19 protein-coding genes, 1 tRNA gene and 1 pseudogene are annotated in these 24157 nt (G+C 62.5%); 7 read left to right on the top strand and 14 right to left on the bottom strand.

Going from position 1 to position 24157, the window contains the following annotated elements:
- Positions 1–49 precede the first annotated feature (49 nt).
- Both R2N11_RS14120 and R2N11_RS14125 read left to right on the top strand, forming a co-directional pair.
- On the top strand, positions 50–1666 hold the full coding sequence (locus tag R2N11_RS14120) for a DUF1800 domain-containing protein (protein ID WP_316681461.1): 1617 nt from the start codon (positions 50–52) through the stop codon (positions 1664–1666).
- A gap of 25 nt (positions 1667–1691) precedes the next feature.
- Positions 1692–2885: a DUF1501 domain-containing protein gene (locus R2N11_RS14125; RefSeq protein ID WP_316681462.1), complete on the top strand. Its 1194-nt coding sequence runs from the start codon at positions 1692–1694 to the stop codon at positions 2883–2885.
- Here R2N11_RS14125 and hpnD read toward each other — a convergent pair whose 3' ends face one another.
- Positions 2886–3728, bottom strand: a complete 843-nt coding sequence (gene hpnD / locus R2N11_RS14130; protein WP_316681463.1) for a presqualene diphosphate synthase HpnD — start codon at positions 3726–3728, stop codon at positions 2886–2888.
- Positions 3729–3923: 195 nt separating this feature from the next.
- On the opposite strand from hpnD, the gene R2N11_RS14135 reads away from it, so the two are divergent.
- The 3 genes from R2N11_RS14135 (at position 3924) to R2N11_RS14145 (ending at position 8525) form a co-directional block, all read left to right on the top strand.
- Positions 3924–5150 (top strand): efflux RND transporter periplasmic adaptor subunit, encoded by a 1227-nt coding sequence (locus R2N11_RS14135; RefSeq protein ID WP_430715445.1) that lies wholly within the window; start codon positions 3924–3926, stop codon positions 5148–5150.
- A 38-nt stretch (positions 5151–5188) separates the two neighbouring features.
- Positions 5189–8308, top strand: a complete 3120-nt coding sequence (locus tag R2N11_RS14140; protein WP_316681464.1) for an efflux RND transporter permease subunit — start codon at positions 5189–5191, stop codon at positions 8306–8308.
- A gap of 130 nt (positions 8309–8438) precedes the next feature.
- Positions 8439–8525 (top strand) — tRNA-Leu (locus R2N11_RS14145).
- Between the two features lie 47 nt (positions 8526–8572).
- Here the strand turns inward: R2N11_RS14145 and R2N11_RS14150 are convergent.
- A pseudogene (locus R2N11_RS14150) lies at positions 8573–8878 on the bottom strand (tyrosine-type recombinase/integrase); the annotation flags it as partial.
- Positions 8879–9292: 414 nt separating this feature from the next.
- On the opposite strand from R2N11_RS14150, the gene R2N11_RS14155 reads away from it, so the two are divergent.
- Positions 9293–9694 (top strand): hypothetical protein, encoded by a 402-nt coding sequence (locus R2N11_RS14155; protein ID WP_316681465.1) that lies wholly within the window; start codon positions 9293–9295, stop codon positions 9692–9694.
- Positions 9695–9953: 259 nt separating this feature from the next.
- Here R2N11_RS14155 and R2N11_RS14160 read toward each other — a convergent pair whose 3' ends face one another.
- The gene (locus R2N11_RS14160; protein WP_316681466.1) at positions 9954–10199 is read right to left on the bottom strand and encodes a helix-turn-helix domain-containing protein; all 246 of its coding nucleotides are present in this window, start codon (positions 10197–10199) and stop codon (positions 9954–9956) included.
- A 123-nt stretch (positions 10200–10322) separates the two neighbouring features.
- Between R2N11_RS14160 and R2N11_RS14165 the strand changes: the two genes are divergently transcribed.
- Entirely contained in the window at positions 10323–11534 is a 1212-nt protein-coding gene (locus R2N11_RS14165; protein WP_316681467.1) for a hypothetical protein, read from the top strand.
- Between the two features lie 101 nt (positions 11535–11635).
- On the opposite strand, the gene R2N11_RS14170 is transcribed toward R2N11_RS14165, so the two are convergent.
- The 11 genes from R2N11_RS14170 to R2N11_RS14220 all read right to left on the bottom strand — a co-directional run bounded on the left by R2N11_RS14170 (position 11636) and on the right by R2N11_RS14220 (position 23912).
- Complete coding sequence (locus tag R2N11_RS14170) at positions 11636–11932, bottom strand: hypothetical protein (protein ID WP_316681468.1); 297 nt, start codon at positions 11930–11932, stop codon at positions 11636–11638.
- A 111-nt stretch (positions 11933–12043) separates the two neighbouring features.
- Entirely contained in the window at positions 12044–12829 is a 786-nt protein-coding gene (locus tag R2N11_RS14175) for a hypothetical protein (protein WP_316681469.1), read from the bottom strand.
- Positions 12830–12879: 50 nt separating this feature from the next.
- Entirely contained in the window at positions 12880–13656 is a 777-nt protein-coding gene (locus tag R2N11_RS14180) for a hypothetical protein (RefSeq protein WP_316681470.1), read from the bottom strand.
- A 216-nt stretch (positions 13657–13872) separates the two neighbouring features.
- Positions 13873–15321 carry a caspase family protein gene (locus R2N11_RS14185; RefSeq protein ID WP_316681471.1) on the bottom strand — a complete coding sequence of 483 codons (1449 nt, stop codon included), beginning with the start codon at positions 15319–15321 and terminating at the stop codon, positions 13873–13875.
- Positions 15318–15974, bottom strand: a complete 657-nt coding sequence (locus tag R2N11_RS14190; RefSeq protein ID WP_316681472.1) for a type 2 periplasmic-binding domain-containing protein — start codon at positions 15972–15974, stop codon at positions 15318–15320. The genes R2N11_RS14185 and R2N11_RS14190 overlap by 4 nt, the downstream gene beginning before the upstream one ends.
- Positions 15971–16750 carry an RNA polymerase sigma factor gene (locus R2N11_RS14195; RefSeq protein ID WP_316681473.1) on the bottom strand — a complete coding sequence of 260 codons (780 nt, stop codon included), beginning with the start codon at positions 16748–16750 and terminating at the stop codon, positions 15971–15973. Before R2N11_RS14195 ends, R2N11_RS14190 begins: the two co-directional genes overlap by 4 nt.
- Positions 16751–16793: 43 nt before the next feature.
- Entirely contained in the window at positions 16794–17216 is a 423-nt protein-coding gene (locus R2N11_RS14200) for a T3SS (YopN, CesT) and YbjN peptide-binding chaperone 1 (RefSeq protein ID WP_316681474.1), read from the bottom strand.
- Positions 17217–17343: 127 nt separating this feature from the next.
- Entirely contained in the window at positions 17344–17778 is a 435-nt protein-coding gene (locus R2N11_RS14205; RefSeq protein WP_430715446.1) for a PGDYG domain-containing protein, read from the bottom strand.
- Between the two features lie 57 nt (positions 17779–17835).
- Positions 17836–18885 (bottom strand): hypothetical protein, encoded by a 1050-nt coding sequence (locus R2N11_RS14210; RefSeq protein ID WP_316681476.1) that lies wholly within the window; start codon positions 18883–18885, stop codon positions 17836–17838.
- 77 nt (positions 18886–18962) lie between these two features.
- Positions 18963–22193, bottom strand: coding sequence for a DUF4062 domain-containing protein (locus tag R2N11_RS14215; RefSeq protein WP_316681477.1), 3231 nt, complete (start codon positions 22191–22193; stop codon positions 18963–18965).
- 114 nt (positions 22194–22307) lie between these two features.
- Positions 22308–23912, bottom strand: a complete 1605-nt coding sequence (locus R2N11_RS14220) for a hypothetical protein (protein WP_316681478.1) — start codon at positions 23910–23912, stop codon at positions 22308–22310.
- Between the last annotated feature and the right edge of the window lie 245 nt (positions 23913–24157).

The raw sequence follows: 24157 nt of genomic DNA on the forward strand, positions 1-24157 counted from the left end.
GCGTAGTCGCTGCCCCGGCAAGGCATCAGGGTCGACTCGGGGGACCGACATGCAAGTCCGTGGCACGATTTTTCTGGCGCTGGCAGCCGCTGGCGTCCTTTCACTTCCACCCGCGCAGGCGGCGACGCAAGACAAGCCGCATCGCCACAGCACGCGAGCCTTGGCACCCGCTGCCGACGAGCAGCGCCTGGATCGCGAAGACGCGCGCTATTTTCTTACCCGCATCGGCTTTTCGCCCTCCGAGAGTGAGCTCGACACCTATGCCGGACTGACCCACCGCGAGGCCATCGACCGTGTGCTGGCCCAGACAGGCAATGTCGCTACGCAGCCGCCGCCGGCGTGGGTCAATGAACCGATCATCCCCTACAACAAGCTGCCCGACGAAGACGCCCGCAAGGCCGCACGCCAGAAGAACGCTGCGCACGAACTGGAGCTGCGCGCCTGGTGGATGGGCGAGATGATCAAGACGCCGTCGCCGTTGACCGAGCGCATGACGCTGTTCTGGCATAACCACTTCGTATCGAGCTCGCAGAAGGTGCCGTTCGCGCAACTGATGTACCGCCAGAATGTTCTGCTGCGCCAGAACGCTGTGGGCAACTTCGGCACGATGCTGCACGCCATCGGCAAAGACCCGGCGATGCTGATCTACCTGGATGGCGCCGAGAGCCGCAAGGGCAAGCCCAACGAGAACTTCGCCCGCGAGGTGATGGAGTTGTTCACGCTGGGTGAGGGCCATTACACCGAGCAGGACATCAAGGAGGCTGCACGCGCTTACACGGGCTGGAGCATCGACCGCGAGCACGACTTCGCCTACCTCTGGCGACCGCAGATCCACGACACCGGCGTGAAGATCGTGTTTGGCCAGAGCGGCGACTACGACGGTGACCAGATGCTCGACATCCTGCTGTCCCGCCCCGAGACGGCAACCTTCATCGTAACCAAGCTGTGGCGCGAGTTTGTTTCGCCAGAACCGGATACGGCGCAGGTACAGCGTGTGGCCGATGCATTCCGCTCAAGTGGGTACGACATCAAGGTTGCCCTGCGCGAGTTGTTCATGACGCCGACCTTCTGGGCGCCGCAGACGCGCGCAACGTTGGTGAAGTCGCCAGTGGAGATGATTGTCGGCACGCTCAAGCAATTCAACGTGCAGTACTCCGACCCAACCCCGTTCGCGATCAAATCGGCGCAACTCGGGCAGAACCTGCTGGCGCCGCCCAACGTGAAAGGCTGGCCGGGTGGCGATGCGTGGATCAACTCGACCACGCTGCTGGGTCGCAAGCAGTTTCTCGACCAGTTGTTCCGCTCGACCGAGATGAAGGCGCCAGCGCAGCAAGCCCAGCAACAGAAGCCCGGCATGATGATGGCCGCCATGCGTGCAGACCTGAAGGAGGGCGGCACGGTGCAAGGCTTGGGGCAGGCGCTCAAGGGCATGGGCCAAGAGGGCCGCTTCAAGCTGGCGCAGTCGCAGACGATGGTGTCGTTCAATTCGTCCAAGTGGTTGGCGCAGTTTGGGGCGGATGGGGATGACCCGCCGCAGCTCGGGCCGCGCATTTCGATCCAGCGCGCGGTGTTGCCGATCGAGCCCACCGCGCCCATTCCCGTCAAGCTGGCTGGTACCGCGTACCTGCGCACGCTGATGATGGACCCCGCCTACCAATTGAAGTAACGCCACGATTGCAGGAGCACACATCATGGAACGTCGCGATTTTCTGAAGGCTGGTGCCATGCTCGGCCTTGGTGGCGCCGCATCCGGCCTCCCGGGCGTGGTCTTTGCTCAAGGGCAGGACAAGCGCAAGGGCTATGGCAATCTGCTGATCCTCATTGAACTCAAGGGCGGCAACGACGGCTTGAACACCGTTGTGCCGTACACCAGCGCGCAGTACTACGCGCTGCGCCCGCGCATTGCTATCAAGCGTGAGCAGGTGCTGCAACTCGATGACCGCTACGGCCTGCATCCGTCTTTGCAGGCGATGATGCCGCTGTGGCAGGCAGGCGAGCTATCGGTGGTGCAGGGGCTGTCGTATCCGCAGCCGAATCTTTCGCACTTCCGCTCGATCGAGATCTGGGATACGGCGTCGCGCTCCGACCAGTACCTGCGCGAAGGTTGGCTGACCCGCGCATTTGCCGCGCGGCCTGTGCCGGCGTCGTTCGGTGCGGATGGCGTGATTATCGGCAGCGCGGATCTTGGCCCGCTCGATGGCGGCTCCCGTGCGGTGGCGCTGGCCAATCCAGACGCCTTCCTCAACGAAGCCAAGCTGGCGATGCCATCTCACGCCATGGGCAACGCAACGCTTGAGCACGTGCTGAAAGTCGAGGCAGACATCGTCAAAGCCGCTGACGGGCTGCGTCCGAAGGCGGGCAAGTTTGCGCTCCAGACGCACTTTCCGGATGGCGGCTTCGGCAACTCGATCAAGGCGGCGATGCAGGTGGTTGCTGCACCCGGGCATGGCGGGGCCGATGTGGCTGTGGTGTGCCTGTCGCTGGGTAGTTTCGACACACATACCAACCAACAAGGCACGCAGGCGAATCTACTGCGTCAGTTGGGCGATGGCATTGCCTCGCTCAAGAGTGCGCTTACGGAGTTGGGCCGCTGGAATGACACGCTGATCGTCACGTATTCCGAGTTCGGCCGCCGCCCGCGCGAGAACCTGAATAATGGTACGGACCATGGCACTGCCGCTGCGCATTTCGTGGCAGGCGGTCGCGTGAAGGGTGGACTGGCAGGGCAGGGGCCGATGCTGGAGCGCTTGGATGGCGGCGGCAATCTCGACCCGTCGGTCGATTTTCGCTCGCTCTACGCGACGGTGCTGGAACGCTGGTGGGGGATGGATTCGCAGTCGGTGCTGGCCGGCCGGTTTGCACCGCTGGATCTGATCAAGGTCTGATCAACTGCGGATCTGCGTGATTTGAGTTCGCCAGGCCAGCCACAGCTTGCGCAGCGGCGTCAGGTCGGTGCGCTGCGTGAGCACCTGGAAGCCGTCGGCCTCCACCTCATCGAGCAGGCGCATGGCCAGCACGCCGCGGATCAGCGCCGAGCGCTGGGCACGGCGGTCTTCGGCGGGCAATGCGGCCAGGGCTTCCTTGTACGTTGTACGGGCGCGCTCGGCCTGGAACGCCATCAATGGCTTGAAGCCATCTGCATAGCGGCGGTTGAACAGATCCGCCGCCGGCACGTTAAAGCGCTGCAGTTCGTCCACGGGAACGTAGACGCGGTTGTGGCGCACGTCTTCCCCCAGGTTGCGGATGAAGTGGACCAACTGCTCGGCCAGCGACAGCAGCCGGGCGAATTCCAGCGTGCGCGCATGCGTGTGGCCAGCGATGCGCGCTGCCAGACGGCCCGCGACACCGGCTACCTGATCGCCGTGGCGACGCAGGTTGGGCCAATCCAGATAGCGGTTCTGCATCGCGTCAGCTTCCACGCCGGCCAGCAGTTCGCCCAGGTGCACCGCGCCAATGTCATAGGCTGACAGATGCGGTTGCAGCGCCTTGGTGGCGGGGTGATCCGGGCGCCCTTCGAACAAACGGGCCAACTCCAGGCGCCACCATTGCAACTTCGACTGCACGACTGCCGGGTCCGTCGCATCACGCACGGCATCTTCGAGTTCACGTCGCACGGCTTCCAGCGCGATGGTTGCGCGACGGCGCTCGGGCGTCAGAAACAATACGCTGTAGTACACGTCGCTGCCGGGCGGGGCGGCCTTGTCGGCGCAGTAGTCGTCGGGGGTCACGGAAGGGGCCGTCGCAGTGGACGCGCTGTGGGAAATAGGCAGGGCGGCCATTTTACATGGCGCTGCGGTGCAGCATGTGAGGGGCCGCTGCTAGGCGACCAGCAATAAAAGTCAATCAGACAACGCCGTGTCGTTGACCCTGCGCATTGCCGTGGGTATATTACTGACCGGTCAGTTATTTACTGAGAGCGTGTCATGCCCGCCGTGCCTGCGATGTGTCCTTCGTACCCGCATTCCGACTCCACCGGTTTTACCGGGGCCACTGACCGGCATTTTCGGTCGCGCAGGCGCTTCTCGTCGCTGGCCGTATCTGCGGCATTGCTGACGGGCGCGGCGCTGTTGGCCGGTTGCGGCAAAGAGCAGCCTAAAACGCCCGAAGTACGCCCCGTGCGCACCATGACGGTCACCAGCGAGCAAGGCGCCGGCACCGCAGAATTCTCCGGTGATGTGCGCCCGCGCATTGAGTCGCGCTTGGGCTTTCGCGTGCCGGGCAAGATCGTTGCGCGGCTGGTCGACGTGGGGGCCACGGTCAAGAAAGGGCAGGTACTGGCCCGCCTGGACCCAGCCGATCTGGCGTTGGCGCAGCAATCCGCCCAGGCCCAGTTATCGGCGGCCAAGACCGACCGCGATCTGGCTGCGGCCGATCTCAAACGTTTCTCTGAGCTCTTTGCCAAGGGCTTCATCAGCGCTGCTGAGCAGCAACGCCATCAAGCCAATTTCGACGGCGCGCAGGCTCGCTACGACCAGGCCGCCGCAGGCTACCGCAACCAGTCCAATCAAGCCGCCTACGCCACGCTCGAAGCCGATGCGGATGGCGTAGTGACGGGCGTCGACGCCGAGGTCGGGCAGGTGGTGTCTGCTGGCCAGCCGGTCGTGCGTGTGGCGCAGACGGCCGAGAAGGAAGTTGTGGTCGGCATTCCCGAGGACCAGGTGGACACGCTGCGCAAATCGCCCGACGTGAGCGTCAAGCTGTGGGCTGATCAGTCGCGCAGCATTCCGGGCAAGGTGCGAGAGATTGCGCCAGCGGCCGACCCGCTCACGCGGACGTACACCGTGAAGATTTCGATCCCGAACCCGCCGCCCGACCTGAAGCTGGGCATGACGGCGGTGGCCAGGTTCGTGCGGCCAAGCGGTGGTGCAGACAGCGGTGGCATGGGCGTGCGCGTACCGATCAGCGCATTGCTGCAGGAGCAGGGCAAGAACGTGGTGTGGCTGTATGACGCCGCGTCGCAAACGGTCAAGCCAGTGCCGGTGACGGTGGGCGAGCCACGCGACAACGTGTTGCTGGTGACCAGCGGCCTTGCACCCGGCCAGACCATCGTGACCGCCGGCGTGCACCTGCTCAAGGCCGGCCAGAAAGTGATGCCGATGGCGCCCGCGGATCAGCCGTCGGCCCAGTCCGCTATCACGCCGCGCCGCTAAGTCGCGCTTCCTGCCCAAACACGCCTACCTTCGCGCGCATGGAACATTCCCGTTTCAACCTGTCACGCTGGGCGCTTGAGCATCAACCGCTCACGCGTTTTTTGCTGGTGGCGCTGCTGCTCGGCGGCATCTTTGCGTATTCCAAGCTGGGGCAGGACGAAGACCCGCCCTTCACCTTCCGCGCGATGGTGGTGCAGGCCTTCTGGCCCGGTGCCACGGCCGAGCAGATGTCGCGCCAAGTGACCGACAAGATCGAGAAGGCGCTGCAGGAAGTGCCGTACGCCTGGAAGATTCGCAGCTACTCCAAGCCTGGTGAAACGCTGGTCACGTTCCAGTTGGCCGACACTTCGCCCGCCAAGGAAACGCAGCAGCTCTGGTACACGGTGCGCAAGAAGGTGGGCGACATCGCACCCACCCTGCCGCAGGGTGTGCGCGGGCCGTACTTCAACGACGATTTCGGCGATGTGTACGGCTCGATCTACGCGCTGTCCGCCGACGGCTTTACCTACCGTCAACTCAACGACTACGCCGATTCGATCCGCCAGCAACTGCTGCGCGTGCCCAACGTCGCCAAGGTTGAGCTGCTGGGCGATCAGGACGAGAAGATCTACATCGAGTTCCAGCAGGCCAAGCTGGCGCAGATGGGGTTGGACATCAACAGCATCGCCACGCAGATTGGCCAGCAGAACAACATCGGCCCGAGCGGCGTGCTGGTCACGCCGACCGACAATGTACAAATCCGCCTGTCGGGCCAGTTCTCCGACATTCGTGATCTAGAGAACCTGACGCTGCGCGGCCCTGGCGGCACGACCAATATCCGCCTGGGCGACATCGCTACGGTAACGCATGGCTACGTTGACCCGCCGCACGCCAAGATGCGCTTCAACGGCAAGGAGGTTATCGGCCTGGGCATCTCGATGACCAAGGGCGGCGACATCATCCAGCTCGGCAAGGACCTGCGCGCCACGGTCGATAGGATCCGCGCGAAGCTGCCGGTCGGTATCGAGATGGAGCAGGTGCAGAACCAGCCGAAATCGGTGCAGAGCTCGGTGGGTGAGTTCGTACACGTGCTGATCGAGGCCGTGGTGATCGTGCTGGGCGTGAGCTTCCTTTCGCTGGGCCTGCACACCAAGCCCAAGCTGCGCATTGATGTGTGGCCGGGTCTGGTGGTGGGCCTGACGATCCCGCTCGTGCTGGCGGTGACGTTCCTGTTCATGAACATCTTCGACATCGGCCTGCACAAGATATCGCTCGGTGCGCTGATCATCGCGCTGGGCCTGCTGGTGGACGACGCGATCATCGCGGTCGAGATGATGGTGCGCAAGCTGGAAGAGGGCTTCTCCAAGATGGAGGCCGCCACCTTTGCGTACACCTCCACCGCCATGCCGATGCTGACCGGCACGCTCATCACCGCCACGGGCTTCTTGCCGGTGGGGCTGGCGCGTTCGACGGTGGGCGAGTACACGTTTGGCATTTTTGCTGTGACGGCGCTGGCGCTGGTGCTGTCGTGGTTTGCAGCCGTGGTGTTCGTGCCGTACCTCGGTTTTCTGCTCTTGCGCACCAAGTCGCATGTGGGTGACGGCGGCCACCACGAGCTGTTCGACACGCCGTTCTACAACCGCTTCCGCGGCTGGGTGAACTGGTGTGTGGAGTACCGCAAGACAGTGATTGTCATCACGCTCGTCGCGTTTGGGCTGGGTGTGTTCGGCTTCAAGTATGTGGAGAAGCAGTTCTTCCCGGATTCCAGCCGCCCTGAGTTGATGGTGGAGCTGTGGCTGCCGGAAGGCTCCAGCTTCAACCAGACCGAGGCCGAAGCCAAACGCTTTGAAACGCTGATGCGCAAGGAGCAGAACGTCGACAGCGTGACGCTGTTCATCGGCTCCGGCGCGCCGCGCTTCTATCTGCCGCTGGATCAGATCCTGCCGCAGACCAACGTGGCCCAGGCCATTGTGATGCCGACCTCGCTGGAAGCGCGTGAGGGCGTGCGGCAGCACATCATTGGGTTGCTGAAATCGCAGTTCCCGCACTTGCGCGGCCGCGTGAAGCTGCTGCCGAACGGGCCGCCGGTGCCGTATCCGGTGCAGTTCCGCGTGATGGGCCCGGACATTGGTGGCGTGCGCAAGATTGCCAACCAGGTCAAGGCGATCATGACCGCCAACCCGAATACTGTGGGCGTGAACGACAACTGGAACGAGAACGTCAAGGTGCTGCGCCTGGACATCGACCAGGACAAGGCGCGCGCGCTGGGTGTGTCGACGGGCTCGATCTCGCAGGTCACGCAGACGGTGATGTCTGGCGCGCCGATCGCCCAGTACCGCGACGGCGACAAGCTGCTCGACATCGTTATGCGTCCGCAGGAAGACGAGCGCAATACGCTCGATGCCTTGCAGCGCGTGCAGGTGCCGACCAGCAGCGGCCGCACAGTACCGCTCACGCAGGTGGCGCGTGTGGGCTTTGCGTGGGAGCCGGGTGTGATCTGGCGCGAGAACCGCGACTACGGCATCACCGTGCAGTCCGACGTGGTGGACGGCGTGCAGGGCCCGACGGTCACGGCGCAGATCAACCCGCTGCTCGACAAGATCCGCGCGGATCTGCCGCCTGATTACCAGATCAAGATTGCCGGCGCGGAAGAGGAGAGCGCCAACGCAGGTGCATCGATTGCCGCGCAGATGCCGCTGTGCATCTTCATCATCTTCCTGCTGCTGATGCTCCAGCTGCACAGCTTCTCGCGCTCGGTGATGGTGTTCCTGACTGGCCCGTTGGGCTTGATTGGCGCGGCGGCAACGTTGTTGCTGCTGCGCGCGCCGATGGGCTTCGTGGCGCAGCTCGGCATCACCGCACTGATCGGGATGATCATCCGCAACTCGGTCATTCTGGTGGACCAGATCGAGCAGGATGTGGCGGCCGGCGTGCCCACCTGGACGGCCATCGTCGAGGCGGCTGTGCGGCGTTTCCGCCCGATCATTCTGACGGCTGCCGCAGCAGTTCTGGCGATGATCCCGCTCTCGCGCAGCGTGTTCTGGGGGCCGATGGCCGCGGCCATCATGGGTGGCCTGATCATTGCCACGGTGCTGACACTGCTGTTCCTGCCGGCGCTGTATGCGGCGTGGTTCCGGGTCAAGCGGCCCGAAGCTGACGCTCCCGCGCCGGCAGCCTGACGTTCTCATGCATTCGAAAATGCCGCCTCGGCCAAGCATGTCGGGGCGGGGATGGAAACCTACGAACGACTGCGATATAATCGCGGGCTTCCTTTCCGGCGCTCCCTCAACGGGCGCCGCGATCCATCCGGCGAGGGTGGCGAAATTGGTAGACGCACCAGGTTTAGGTCCTGACGCCAGCAATGGTGTAGGGGTTCGAGTCCCCTCCCTCGCACCAGAATTCCCTTATAAATCAATAATTTAGATTTTCGTGTTGTCAAAAATCTAGCTGGTTTTTGCCAGCTTTTTTGCCAGCATTTTGATGCCCTCGCCAGCGAATTTTTCTACCGCGCGATTTCCGGCTTCTGTGTCGGCCGATGGCATCCAGCGGCCGTAGACTCGCGCAATCATGGTCCAGTCGGCGTGCCCCATCTGCTTGGCAACCCACATGGGGTGCTCGCCAGCAGAGAGCATCATCGACGCATAGGTGTGTCGGGTCTGATACGGGTTGCGGTAGCGCACACCGGCGCGCTTAAGCGCCGCCTTCCAGATGCGCCAGATTTGGTGGGAGCCAGAGAAGCGCTCGCCGGTAAGCCCCGTCCCCCCCCCCCCCGCATTTGAGGGATGTCGTGCCAGCTTGGATTGAGCTTACGATCACCTTTCGAAGGCAGACTGGCCCCTGACCCGTTGTCGCGATCTCAGATCCTGGACACGTCGAGGCAGTGCAGTTTGAGTGGGCGGGTTAAGCCAGCACATGGATAGCAACAAGCCGCACGGGAAACGTGGCAGAAGGCAATTAAGCTTTCCTCTGAAAGCAACATCTACCTACGGGGCGCGAAAATTGCATGAAATTCGGAAAATCATACCTGCAAGGCGTTCGACTTTCACTGCATCTTATTAGTGCAAGCACAATCAGTGCTCGTTCGATTTAATAGCATCGTTCATTTATATAAGGCAGCGCCTCACTAAATGGCGATCCAGGTTATCAAAAAAACGGGAAATGATATGAAATTCACCTACAGCAAGCTAACAATGGCCGCAGTCGATAGTGAGCTTGAGGTAACAATAAGAAGATCTACAAAATTTCACGACATCTCGGATGTACTGTTCTACGTCTACGAATCGCCAGAATTTGAGTTTGAGTTCGAAGCCAAGGAGGAAAAGGCGAATCGCGAAGTAATAGTTAAGGGTGAGAAAAAAAATCGCACCTTGCCCATCGGGATGATTATTAACGAATCCTCCGTGAAGGCGGCTTTCGCCGCACAAACGAAGCGATCGAGCGTGAGAAAAAATTACGATCAAGTCGCCCGAGAAATTGAATTTGGAATGTTTGAGCTCCTCACATGGGGAGGGGAATCTCTTGCTCTTGTTCCCGATTACAAAGTTGGCTTCTCAACTATTGCCTAGATCTCAGCAAGGCAATTTCCGCGATAAAACGAATCTCAGGGCGAGACCCAAGTGGACTAAGTAACGCGACGCTTGCTCAGCAGTTTATAGACCCAACTCCAGGCGCGTACAACATTGATGCCACTCGCGCCGGCGATTATCTTTTGAGTCCAAACACGTTTACCGCAGCAGTTGAGGATATTAGACAGCAAGCTGCCGCTGAAGGAATACAGGCCCAGTACTGTCTGCAGAGCGGTTCAACTTCATTTCGGCAGCCATTCTAGAGCCCTGCCTCCGCAAGCAACTCCGACGGCTTGCAATCGAGTGCCTGCGCAATGCGCAACACATTCAGCAGGGTCACATTGCGCTCGCCGCGCTCGATCTTGCCCATATGGGAGCGATCGATCTCTGCGCGATCGGCAAGGGCCTCCTGCGACAGCAGGGCCGCCTTGCGCCGCGCACGCACAGCCGCACCGAGCAGCACGAGCTGACCGTCCTTATCCGTTTTGAATGACACCCTTGGCATGCCGCAATCGTCACGTTATGATTGCTTTACAGCCACGGTATTTATGACCCATTTTTGTTGGGGAAGTGCCGTTTTCTGGCGTTGTTTCAACCACTACACACTCTTTGTCTGTTGCCGATCCCTATGAAAACAGCCCTGGCGCATAAGAAGACGCGTTTCCTGACCTTTTCCGGCGCACTGGCCGTCACCGCAGCGCTTGTCCTGACGGCATGCGGTGGCGGAGGAGAGGGCAGCAGCACCTCCACCTCCACCACGGGCAGCGGCACGCCCGCTACGCCGGCCCCCCCGGATGCGGTCAGCCAGTCATCCGCCGCGCTCGTGGCGCAGACGGGTGCCACAGCCGTGCCGGGCACCACGGCGAGCGCGCAGGCATTCGATCTGACTGCCGACATTGGTGACACATGGCGCTTGGTGCTAAACCAGAACGGCACGTTCACGATCAAGGTGCTGTCCACCCAGTACAACCTGGCGGACACCTCGGGCACGTTCACTCAGTCGACCAGCGGCAATATCGTCACGTTCATTGGGGCGAACGGCGCCTTCACGCTCAAGCTCGATACGCGCACGCGAACCATTTCAGGCTCCGTCACGCTGGGTTCGCGGACCTCCGGTGTGGCGGGCTCGGGCTATACCGTGCCGTCTGATACCACCAAACTTGCTGGCGACTATTTCTACATCGGGGCGACTCGCAATGCGAGCAACGGTGGCTCGCCGTCGTTTGTGGGCGGCACGTTCCGTATTGCAGCCAACGGCACCGACATGACGTTGTGCGACAGTGGCCTGATCAACGCATCGGGCACGTGCGATGCTGTGGCGGGCAGCAATTCGCCCGGCCAGTTCGCGCTCAAACTGGTGAAGAACAGCACGGACGGCCTGACACACGTGCAACTGGCAGGTTCGGATTTCGGCCTGCTGAGTTTCCAGGCTGGCGATCGCGGCCCGGTTCTGGTGATCGACCGCTTCGGTTATAACCAGGCAACGCCGCCGGTACTGCGTACCGGTGCGGTGTATGCGGCTAAGCAACAGGTGCTTGCCGGAACGGAAGCCAACGGTACCTGGGAATGCATGGACCATGGCACGCTGGTTGGCACCGCCACGTTCAACGGCACGACGGTGCAGACTGCAGACACCAGCGGGCAGCCGACGGCAGAAACCCTGTACTACAACAACATCAATACCAATACCGGGCTGGTGCCGGTCAACGGTGCAGCAGCTTCGGTGGTGAACGGCGAGGCCGCCAGCGCCGGGGTGATTGTCCTGCCGCTGTCGTCCAGCCTGCTTGTGGTGGAGCGCGACGCCGCGCAATCGGTGGCGGTCTGCCACCCGAAGGGCTAACCCACTGAGTCACCACCAGCGGCGGTAAGCCGGCGCGCCCATGGCATCGCAAGTGCCGTGGGCGTTTTTCTATGGGGTTCGGCGCTGTGCAGCAACCGATCTCAATCCTGCAGGTAGCGTGCATAGGCCGCCTGAACGCCTGGGCTCGCGGCAAGAATCGCATCACACAGGTCAGGGAACTGCTCAAGCAACGCCAACAGCGGATAGCGGTCGGGCGCTGCGAAGAAGCCTTCTTGCCGACAGTCGACGACAAGTTGGGCGGGGCCATCCCAGATCAGTATCTGCGGATACACCAGCGCAATGAAGACTGTGCCGATATCGGCGTTGCTGTCGTCTTTGAACGGCCTGGGAATGGCATCCTGAAAAAACCGCAGCGGCGTCTTCCGAGTGGCAGTCACGATAGCGGCGAACCTGCGGGTGTCATGGAGTGGGGAAAGGGCTGGCGCTTACTTGGCCGGGAGAAACCGATACCGCTGTGGCAGCAGGGCTGGTCTCTCCAGGGCAGCGTCTTACTGTGCGGCCAGCACGTTGCCTTGCTTGTCGGCGAGGGCAACCTTGACGATCTGCGCGGTGACGATTTTCTGCGCGGTGTCGGCGCTCTGGTAGTAGCCATACACCGTGAGCTTGACCGCATCGAAGCGAGCACGCTGGGCCTCAATGGCGCGTGCAGAGGCCTCGTCGTCGACCTTCAGATAGTGGAATGCATCGCCATTGCTGAAGCCGAGCTTATATTCGCCGTTGTCGAAGAAGTAGCGATAGGCGCCCGCCTCCCAGAGCGAGTTGTCCAGTGGGAAGCCCTTCTGTTCGAAGTTGTATTTGCTGATGGGGTTCGGGACCGTCATCTTGAAATAGCGGCGCGACTTGGCGGCGGCGATGTCCGCGTCGATCCGGGGTGTGAGCGCCGTCAGCAGGTCGTGCTTGCGGAACTCGTCCGTGGCGCGCGCATAGTCTTTAGAGATGTTGCTGGCGATTTGCGGATAGTCCGGTGGCATGCCCGTGAGCGCCAGGTAGGCATACATGAGCTGGTTGCCGCTATCGAGCGTGACGTAGCTGCTGTCTGGCGTGGACGCGTCGGCTTTCGGCAAGGCCTCGCGTGCGGCGGCGGCTTGCGTATCGCGCAGGGCTTGCGGCGACGTAGCCTGAGCAAGGTTGGGTGTTGTTGGGGCGGCTGCCGTTGCTTTGGCGGCATCGGCCGCCTTGTCGCCGCAGGCCGCCAGGTTCAAGGTGCCAGAGAGTGCGAACAGCAGTGCGCAGGCGTGAGCGATCTGGCGGGCGGAGTGGGTGGTCATCAGCATGATGAATTCCAGGTGTCGGTAGCAGGGATGGGCAAAATGTCTGGTCAGGTTCAGCCGCGTTTGGCGAGGAATTTCAGTACGCCTGTGGCTGCGAAATACAGGCTGACCGCGCAGCCGAGATAACCGCCCACACCAATTGAGAAGGCGCGCATTGCTTCGCGTGTCATGGCGCCAACCATGTCGGCGGCAGCGTTGCCGCCAAACGCCATCGCCGCGCTTTGCGTTTGCGACAGGCTGCTGCTGATACCAGCGTAGAAAGCCATGCCGATCCCGAGCAGGAACAGCAGGGGGAGGCAATTTGCGAGCTGCGCGCGGGCATCGCGCACGAAGTACGAGGCGGCAGGACCCGCCAGCGCTGCGATGGCCAGCACGCCGTACATGCCCGTACTGCCGCCGTTGCCGCTGAGTGCTGCCATGGCATCGCCAGAGGTGTTGAGCACACCCAGCAGTTTCCACAGGCTCATGCCGATCTTCATGCCCGGCGTCAGTTGTACCGACACCGTGTTCAACGCAAACCAGGCCGTCGCCAGCAGTCCGGTTCCGACCAGCGTACCCATACCCATTCGTGCCACGAGCTGACTGCCCCGGGCCTTGACTGCCACCATGGCTTCGTCGGCTTTTTCGCGGGCGAGCTGTGCCTCCGGCACGGCAAACAGCGCGATGAGCGTGCCGACCTCATTAAACTGCGCATCGACGGTCATGTTCACGGCGGGGGCCTCACCCGAGCGCCAGATTCCCTCAAGGGTGAACGGATGCTGGCGGCCGTCAACGATGACAAGACCGGGGCCGGTGCGCGTGTCGCGCAAGATCGTTCCGCGTTGCTTCATGGTGTGTGCTTCCTGTTCGAGGTTGTCGTGAAGGTGTGTTTCCGCAGGCAGTGCGCATGGCGCGGTTGCGCTGCGGATATCCCCTATTCGCGACGACGATGTAGAACCGGAAGAGAATTTTTGGCGCCGGTATGCGGGCGAGCGGGCGCCCGCCCGCGCAACTCTTGGGTGGGTGGCGGGCCGGGTGACAGCAGGTTGGGTGGGCGGGTGCTGCCGTCAGTTGCTGGGCCGGGCAGCAGCGCGGGTGGCGGCGTTGAACATTTCCATCAACGATTGGGGCGTGACTTGCCCCGATTCGGCCTGCAACTGGAAGAGGTTGAGCTTCGCGGTCATGTAGCCCTGCGCCGCTGCTGCCTCATAGTAGCGGCGCGCTTGCGCGACATCGCGCGTGGTGCCGTGCCCGAGGAAGTACATTTCGCCCAGTTCGTTGAGCGCATAGGGCATATCCTGCGCGGCTGCCAGCCGGAACCAGCGCATGGCGATGGTGTTGCTGCGCGTGACATGCGTGCCCGCGCCAAAGCCGTTGCGGTAGGCCGTGCCGAGTACCGATGCGGCCACCACATTGCCGCCGCGTGCCTGGCGCTCCAGGCGGGGCAGGTCATCGCGGTTGACCCCCTTGGCTTCGCGCTCGATCTGCTGGGCCATCGCCATCTGCTCTTCCTGGCCGGCGGTCTGGAACCACTGCAGCAGGGGCTTGCCATCGGCGGTGCTAACGGGTGCCGTTTCTCCTGACGACGGTGCCGCGCCGCGCGCAGGCGTGCCATCCACATTGCGCCCTGGGCGCGCGGGCATCAGGCGCGCTTGAGCGTTGGTGGCTGGCACGAGCGCAAAGTCACCGATCAGCGAGGTGGCGATCCATGGCCGTTGTTCGTCGTGCGTGCTGGCACGTACGTCGGTCATGACGTGCTTCATGACATCTTCGATGGGCATACCGGGGCGCGTGAGCCAGTTCGACAGTGCCAGCGCAAACGGGCCGTTGGCACCGCGCCCATCCAGCGCGCGCTCGCCGGGTTGCGTGGCGTAGGCCACCAGCATGCCGTTGGCGGGCTTCTGCGCGACGAAGCCCGCCGGTGCGCCTGTGCCACGATAGGCACCACCCGAGCCGCTTTCCTCGGGATCATTGCGGCAGGCATCGAGCATCACCAGCGACAGATGCGCGCCGCTGTCCTTGAGCCGGCTGATCAGGTAGTCGACCGGCAGGGCGGTTTGCGACAGGGCGTCGGGGCGGTCCAGCGGAGCATCGACGGGAATCAGGTAGTTGCGCCCACGGATCTGCATGCCGTGGCCGGCGTAGTAGAACGCCGCCGCGCCGCCGGCTTTCATGGTTTCTGCCAAGCGGCCAAGTGCCTGATACAGCGTGCCGCGATCGGTGTTGATGAGCAGATCGGTGGCGTAGCCCGCCTGCTTAAGCCGCGCGGCGACCAGGCGTGCATCGTTCTCCGCGTTGTGCAGCGCGTACCGGCCCGGGTAGCGCGTATTGCCAATCACCACCGCAAACTTGGGCGCGCTGTGGTAGTCGATCGATTCTGCTTGCGTGGATGCGGAGGTGACAGGAGCGGGCGTGCCGGCTGTCGCCAGCGCGGCACCGGAACACAGCAGCCACGCCGCGACCGCCATGCCGGCAACGTGCAGGCCGTTGGACGTGCGTGTACGTCGTCTTCTCATTGCCGGAGTTTGATGATGCGCGCGTCGAGCACGATGCCCGTTGCTTTGAGCCGATCCAGTGCCTGCTGTACCTCGCCTTCGCGCACGGTCATCCATATCAGGCCCTGCTCGTCAGGACCGCGGACGATCTCCAGCTTGAGCGCTGCCAGCGTCTTGCGCAGCTCACCCAGCGTCAGGTCATCGGCAAACACGGCTTGGATGACGGGGCCGGAGGTGGCCGAGCCACCGTCTGTGCCGCGGAAGACCGGTGCATTCGCGTCGGTGTTCAACTGCTCCAGGCGCATGGTCTGTACGCCGGCCACCAGTGCCAGCGCCACGATGGACGCAAACGCCCAGGCACCGGCGGTAGGCCGTTGCCACCAGTCCAGCGCGCGTTGCCACCAGGGCTGTGCGAGTGCGCGCTGCCGGTTCTTGGCAGACGGCAGCTTGGGTAGCGCATCAAACGGTACAAGCGGTTCGGTGTGTGCGGCGGCGCGGGCGTGCACGGCGGAACGGGTGTGCTCGACGAGCATGCGATCCGCATTGGCGGTTTCGACCAATTCTGGATGCGAGGCAATCATGTTGGTCATCCAGGCCTGCTCTGCGGCGTCCAACTTGCCGCAAGCGAACAGGAACGATTGCGCTTCAAAGCGCGCCAGGTCTTCGCTGTTCATTTGGTGGTCTCCTTGCCCATGCCAAGCTTGCGGCCCAGGCACGTGCGCATGCGTTTGGCTGCCTCGCGTACCCAACTGCGCACCCGTTCGGTGTTGAGTAACTTGTCCTCGGGCATGTGGGCCTGCAGCACCGCCATCATGCCGTCGTAGGTGAGGTCTGTGTCGACCGCCAATTCCATCGCCAGCCGGTAGTTCGGGTCGTTGCCGGCCGGCAGTGTTTCCAGGCATGCCTGGGCTGCTGCAACGACTTGCTGCTGATACACGGCGTCGGCCACTTCATCAAGCGGTAGCATCGGACACACCAGGCTGCTGAGCACGTCGCTAGGGCGGTCTTCATCGGCCGAGGCGTCGCTGATATCGACGGTGGTACCGCCGTCGCGCAGGGCATCGCGAACGCGCACTTCCTTGTAGTGCTTACGCAGTTCGGTGAGCGTGCAGTACCGTGTGATGCCTTGCACCCAGGTCTTGACCGAGGCGCGCTTCGGGTCGTACTTGTGCGCGGTATTCAGGATCTGCAGCCAAGTTTCCTGGACTGCGACCATGGCGATTTCCTGGTTGAACTTTGCCGTCTGGAGGGCGCACAGGTCGATGGTCTTGTAGATGCGGTTATAGAACTCCCGCTGCGCGCGTTCTACGGCACGGCCATTGGCACCGGAGTCGCCGAACTTGCGCAGCAAGTGTGCAAGCTCTTGGTTTTCAATGTCGTCGCGAATCATTCCCGAGGTTCCCGCGTAGTGTCCGTCCCGGCCCAGCCCGTTGATGACGGCGTGTGTCAAGTGCGCACACCTGGTTCTCCGTGAAGGTGCACCGTTCTTTTGTTCAGTTCAGGGTGATATCGGCCCGGCCAGCATCGTGCGGGCATTGCATGGTATCGGTAAACATCGCAACCGCGCGTGCGGTGGCCCGCACAGCGCGAGGCAAGCGGCGCTCCCATGCGATCTGCTCATCGAGCAACAGCTCGATGGTGAACCATACCGAGCCAGCCTGGGTATGCACCTTCACCAACTTCATGCGGCGGTTGACCTCGTCAAGTGCTACCAGCGCCTGCCGCATCTCGGGTTCGGAGTCGATACTCCAGACGTTAGGCAGGATCAACTTGGCGAAGTCGGGGTCATCGTTATCGAAGCACAGTGCATACGTCATGCCTTCGCGCTTGAAGCGGATGTCACCGTCTTCATCGAGTTCGGCCGGATAGCCTTCGGCGTGCAGATAGTCGAGCAGATGTTGGACGTGATTGTTCATGGCTTCCTCCTGTTCAGGTTGATACCGCCCGCGTCCTTGCGGTGCTGCACTCGTGCACGGCTTGGCGTGGTGGTGATCTCTTATTCGTTGCGGAAGGTGAAAACCGGAAGCATTTCTTTGGAGGAAGTCAGCAGTTGCGAGCGGGCTCGTACAGGGTGTCGAACACGTCTGCCGCCACGATGGCCTGATCACCCGGGCCGTATTGAACCTGCCAGTCGCCGGGCTGGCCCGAGAGTGTTTGCCCGCTGGCGATGCTGACCTGGAAAGCTGACGCATGGCGCCGTGCGAGAACTTCGCGCACGCGTTTGGCAAACGAACCGTCGGTGCCAGGGGCATGCCCTTCTGCGGCCGGTATGTAGGTGGCATCGAAGCGTGCGCGTGCAATCGGCCAGTGCTCTCCTTTGGGGCCAGTCATCAAGGCATCGCCCGCTTGGTAGTGAACAGGCCCCTCTAGCGTCTGGATGACGCCGTCGCTCTTGGCAAAGCGCACGGTCAACACAACCGGGCGCGTGCGGAACGGTGCTGCCGCGGGGTCATTGCGCAAATCGGTGTTGACGAGCAAGGGCATCTCTATGCGTATGGAGGCGTACGGTAGCGGGAACGAGCCTGCCGCTGCATCCTAGGCCACCTGTACGTCCTTGTCACGCAGGGTGACGTGCCAGCCGAGCGCCTCGCGGATGACGAGGTCGTAGAACGTGGTGACCTGCTGGCGCAGCCTGTCTCCGGCGTCTTGCGCGTGCGGGTCGATTTGCTGCTCCAGGGCCTTGAGCGATTCGCTCATCTCTTCCGATTGTTCCGAAAGCTTGGCGAATTCGCCCGATGCCAGGATACCGTGGCACGCCGCAGCGAGCGCGGGCAGGCCGGCGGCGAGCACCGACAGCACCGGGTGATGCCACCAGAAATGGCTTACGCAGGCGATCACCGTCAGATAGAAACACGCGTCCGCAATGCGGTGCAGGCGGTGGTGGATGCGGTGATAGCGATGTGCGTTGACTTTGTGATAGTGACGCTGGCTGGCAATCAGCTGGGTGAAATAACGGCGGTAGCGCGCATTGTAGGCGGCGTTTTCCGGTGCATCCGGACACTTGGTGGAAAGCTCGGCCAGATGCCGCGCGATCTCCAGGTTCTCCTGCCCTGTGTCACCTAGAAGGTTGTTGACCGGCAGCTTGCTTCCGGGAAAGCCGAGCATGAGATCCGCATAGCGAACCTGTTCGGCGGCCAGCCGCATGCTTGCCCAGCGGCCGCGCCACCCCTGGTTGATCTTGCGCAGGCCAATTCGCTTGAGTAGGCGGCTGGGCAGGGATGCATCGCGCTCGGAATCGCGGCCATACCAGTGGATCAGCAGAATGATCGAGATACACAGCACTTCTGACAGCGTCAGCGCCCATCCGTAGGCGTGCAATTCATGCTCAGGCACCAACCCGCTCAATGGCGTCAAGGCCAGTGCCACAGCAACGAAGCCCAGCGAGAAGTTGATCAGGAACGCTGCACGGTAGCGGTTGCTATAGCGCATCGACTCGGCTTCGTAATCGATCGTCGGCGCCAGCAGCGACGGCGTGTACAGGGGCGTGACGTCCGGCCCGGCATGCGCTCGGCCCCCCATCCTGTCGCGGAAGGTTCGGAAGATCCAGGCAAAGATGCGATCGGGCAGGGTCGGCAGTGCAGTCATGAGATGGGGAATAAAAGCAAAAGGGAACACATTACATGGCGCAGGAATCCGCTGTCTTCCTGCGCCAGTGCGCGCAATCAAATCGGGGCGCGGTTGGTGGATTCCAGCCAGCGCACTTCTTCGAGCTGGCCCGCGTTGCGCAGATGCTGTACGAGCCAGCCCTGCAGTTCATTGCGCATTTCAGGCAGGCTGCCCCCGTAGGTAACGAACGCTTCGAGCAAAGGCCGCACACGTGGCCACTGTTTCAGTTCGATCATGCAGATGGCCAGGAATGCTGTGTTGAGCAGCAGCGGGATGACATCCGCGTCGTCCTGCGGCTCGTGGGTCAGCGCGTATTCGAGCAACTCAGCAGCGTCGTCCCAGCGCGAGAGACCCAGCAGCGATTGTCCTGTTGCCCGGGCGCATCGCGCACGCAGTATGGCCTCTTGTGGAAAGGGCGATGTCTGCGTGGCGAGTACCGCAAAGCCAGCAGTCACCGCCTCATCGAACTTGGATTGCGAACGCAGGGCGTTGATGAGCGGGAAGCCCATCAACAGCCGCACACGGCTGCCTTCTGCACCCGGCAAGTCGTAGCTCATCAGCATCGCTCGGCGCGCCAGGGCTTCCATGAGTGTGAAGTGTGGTGTTCCCAATAGCAGCGGCATGGCACAGCTGATGAGCACCAATTGCAGCTCTGGGTCGTTTGCCGGGCCCATCTCGATCAAAGCCTGCAGTGCCGCGTCGAGCGTTGGTCCCCAGGGGGTGCTGTCGATTTCGCCATCGGTGATCAAGCCCATGAGGATGCCGAGGCTTGTCGGTGGCAAGGTGGCCTGCGGTGCCGCTGCCCATGCATGGATGCGTGGAGCGATCACTTCGAGCGCTTCGGCGGGGCGGCTCTGGTTGACCAGTGCGAGACCCAGTTGATAGTCAAAATGCGCGGCTTCCGGAACATGCTGTCCGGCAATCACACCCCGCGCGAAGCGCTCCAGGTCGGCCCAGCATTCAAACTGAATCAGCAAGCGTCCGAGCAGATAGGGCCATGTCGGGTCCGTGCTCTCGATGGTCATATCAATGAGCGGCGTCAACGAAATGCCCTTGCTGACCAGTTCGCGCCAACCCTCGAATAGCAACCCGCTGTCGCAGACGTACAGCGCACCGATGTTGTTGCGAACGCTCAACGTTTCATACAGGCCTTGCACGTCTTCGGGCGCACCGGTGTGCCGGGTGAGCCAGAGCATTTGCTGCGTGCGTTCGATCAATCCGGAAACGTCCCATTCGGCGGGCACTGCGCCGATGTAGTTGGCCAGGCGGCGGCGCGTCTCGACCTGCGCCAGTGCGTTAGGGTTGTCGCCAAAGCAATGCTTGAAGACGATGTCGCGCAGGTGTGCGTTGCGCAGCCGCCAACTGCCGCCGACGTCGACCAAAGCGGGCTCTGCCAAGCCCTGCCACGTCATCCATTGCAGCGTGCTCAGGCCCGGTCCTGCATTTGCCGTGAAGAAATCGTCAGGCACGCCCTGACGTGCCAAGCACAGGACTTCGAGCATGGCGCGCCAACGGTCGCTGTCTCGGTGTTGGGCTCCCACATGCCCCAGCCATGCTTGCAGCGAGTGCAGGAATGCCTGCTCGAACGTCGACATGCTGGCATAGACGTCCAGCGTGGCATCCAGCGTCTCAAACAAGGCGCTGCGCCGCAGTTCATCCAGCACGAGCGTCAGGAAGGACGGTGACCCTGCAAGCGGCATGCTGACGAGCTTGTGCATGGCTTGCGTGTCGAGCGATTTGCGATACCGGGCAAGGTATTCGCGTGCAAACGTCTCGCGTTCTTCCCGGCTCAGGTCACCCAAGGTTCGGACATTGAATGCCCCGGTCGCACGTTGACCAAGGGTGGCATCGGATGTTGTCAGGATGATCGCAAGCCTCGGGTTCTGCACCAGCCCGAGCATATCGACCAAGTCGCTAGCGCCACCCAGCAGGTCGATATCGGTAATCTGCAGGACGACGGGGCGGTTGATCGCCAGGAGTGTCTCGCGCAGGCCGGTGCGTCCGAGCGGTTGCGCGGGCGGAATCGCGCTGAAGGCTGCCAGGGCGCTGCGAACAAAGCCGAACGCGCCGTCCGCATTGGTGGCGGTGCCTGTGCGGCAGTGCAGGGCGACGACCGGCGCGCCAAGTTCCCAGAACCGGGTCAGCGTTGCGAGGCCCAGTGCTTCGTGGGCCTTGCCGATACCCGGTGGCCCGACCAGCATCAGCCGGATGGCTCCGGGCTGCTCCCTGTCGGCCCATGCTCGCGTCACCGCATCGGCCTGTGGGTCGCGGTTCTCAAAGATGACGCGCTCGGCACCCATGATGTCGTTCAGCGTCTGGTTCGTTTGCCAGCCGAGCGGCAACGGCGCTGCCGTTTGCTGCTGAACCGCAGCCACACTTCGCGCGACGCGCATGATCGCAGCGGTGATTGCGCGTTCGATGTCGTCCCCCAGTTCCTGCACGGAGCGGTAGCCGTCCATGCGTACCAGGCCGCGTTCGCGCAACGCGTGCTTGAGCGCCTCCTGGCGCGCCGCGCATGCAGCGTCGGCTTCATAGTAGATCTGCGCTGCGTTGGGCTCCGCGGCCTGCTGCGCGAACATGTGCGTCAGTTCGGGCGCGCGGTTGTAGAAGAAGGCATGGCCGGTCATTTCAGGCGTGTCGAGCACGCCATAGCGAATCTCCATTTCGGTGACGCTGTACGCGTCGCGTCGCGCGCGGCCCCGCATTTCCAGGCTCGCTTCGCCATTGGCGCGGCTTGCCATGGCCCGATCGAGCGCATCGAGTGCCGGTGCATCCGGGATCCAGCCGTAGCGTTCTCCGAGCAGGCCAATAAAGAATGGCGGACAGGCGCGGCATCGGTCGATCTCATCCAGGCAGATTGCGACGGTTTCGCCTCGATGCGCTTCCTCTGCCGTAATGCCCCAGCGCAGATCGATTTCCTGCAGCAGTACCCCGTGGGACTGCGCTAGACGCTTCAGGCGCGGGAACACCGCCGTCACCAGGTAGTTGCGCTCGACCTGCATGTCGCGAAACGTCGACGACAGGAAAACGCGGATGGTGCGCTGATTGCGAAAGACCGGTGTGGAGAATCGTGCCTGAACGTCTTCGACTGCCTTGCGGCGTCCATCGGGGCCTTGCTGGAGCCAGCGCGTCGCCTCGCTATCGCGGTGCAGTGCGAGCAGCGTCAAACCAGGTGCGTCGCTGTGGATTTCTTCAGCGTTCGGGTTGAAGCGCAAATCTTCCTGGTCAACGTGCGGCGCAGCCACAGGTGCCTGCCATTGGTACATCGGCTCTTTGTCTTCGTACATCGAACGTCCTTCTGCAAACGGCAGGTTTTGCCACCGATGATTGATATGCGCCCGATACGGGGGCTTTCGGATGTTGCACCAAGGCGGCATCACGCCGCCTTGGTGTGTGCTGGCCTATTGCACCCAGGCCCCAACATAGCCGCGGTTTGTGTTGCTGGAGTTAATGCCGTGCTCGACGATGCCAAACTGCGTGCGGCCAGCCGACATGAAGCGATATGCCTGGAACCACGCGTTGCCCGGCAAGCCCACCGCGGACGCCGGCGCGCCGGACAGCAACGCCGAGAACTTGGCTGCCGTCAACGTAACCGGCGGTTGGCCTGCAATGACGATGGTGGCGTTGCCGGAGGCGTCCACCACGATGCTCGAGTGCACCGTCGCGGGCGCCGCTGCGGGTACGCCGTCGCGGCGGCAATCTTCCCAGTATTGCGAGAAGGTGACACCTGCAAGATCGGTAGCGGACATCACCTTGGATGCGGTCTGCGCGACCAGAACGTCGGTCGACTTGAGCCCGTCAGTGCCGTCACCTGCATTGGCCGCCATGCAGACCATCGAAGCGGCGGGCAGGTTGGGATCGCTGGCCAGGCTGGAGAAGTTCATGCCGTACTGGACGGGGCTGCCCCACAGGAAGCCGCCATCCGGTTGCGGTGTCACCGTGATGGCTTGCGAGCCGAGGTTCAGCGTTCCGGCTGCACCCACACCGTGCTCAACGATGGTGGCGATGCTCGGCGCCATACTCTGCGTGTTGTAGTGATAGTCCGAGTAACCAACCGCGCCTTGTGGCACGACCGGGACAGATGCCGTGGAAGCGCAGGCCGGAGCTGGGCTCAGACGAGTTGCAGTCCAGGGGTGACCGAATGCCGAGGTGGGATCGTTTTCGGTGTATGTCCCCGATGCCGCACTCCAATCGGGGCCGTTGAACGAACCGGTGAGGAAGTCGATATTCCCGATCGTCGAATTCAGGACTTGCTGCGCGGACGATGCCGTGAACACCCATTGCTGCATGGCAGGAACATAGAGTACCGAGCCACTCAGATGCGCCTGGGTGCCATCGCCGCGCGTGATGGTGGAGCCAAAGCTGCCATTCACCTCGTTGACGGTCGCCACAAAGGTGTCGTCGGAGCGGTCTGCATGGCTGAATTGCCACTGGCCGGCAAACAGGCACATGTTCTGGCTTTGCATATGGGCTTGCGCCACGGCGGGCGACACCAGGGCCTTCTGCGGAGAAGCCGCCTGGATGGCGGAAGCGACGGTCGGGTCAACTGCGAATGCGGCGGGCGTTTGCGCAAAGTTCAACTGCGTATTGGCCAGTGCGGCAACGGAAGCGGCCGAGATCTGGATGCCGCTGGTCGGGTTGCCGCCCGAGTCGAGCGACTGCAGGAACGCGCCGATGTTGGTCACGGCGTCGTTGGTCACGTCTGTTGCATTGGGCACGAGCGCCAAAGGTGTGACGATGGTCTGCCCGGTGGTCGAACCGATGGTTACGCCGCCCACTGAAAAGGTTACGGTTTGGCCGGGCACATAGCTGAAGTGGCCAGCGGTATCCGTCGTGCCGCTCAGGTTGCCCGATACGTAATGCAGGCCGGCGACCGGTGCATCCACAAAGACGCCTTGAGCGGTTTGCGGCGTGGCGGGACTGCTGCCATTGGAGTTGGTTGGGCTGTCGTTCCCGCCGCCGCAAGCGGCAAGCGCGCCGCAGAACGCCAGACAGGTGAAACGCATGTTGTTCGTTTTTTTCATCGCAGATCGGGTTCCGTGCAATGCACGGAAGCAGGTGATTGATACGGCAACTGAATGAATGGGAGCACCCTTCTTTAGAGGGGGGGCGCTCAGTAGAGGGGTGTGCTGGAAATGCCGGTTAGATTGTTCGAGTTAGCTTGTTCGGCTAATGTCGACTCCAAAATGCAATAGGACGTGATGGCACATGAGTTCCTCCAAGTGAAACGGCTGCCTGCCGGATTGCCGGG

It is taken from the genome of Ralstonia flaminis, from assembly GCF_958415495.1.
Lineage (GTDB): Bacteria > Pseudomonadota > Gammaproteobacteria > Burkholderiales > Burkholderiaceae > Ralstonia > Ralstonia flaminis.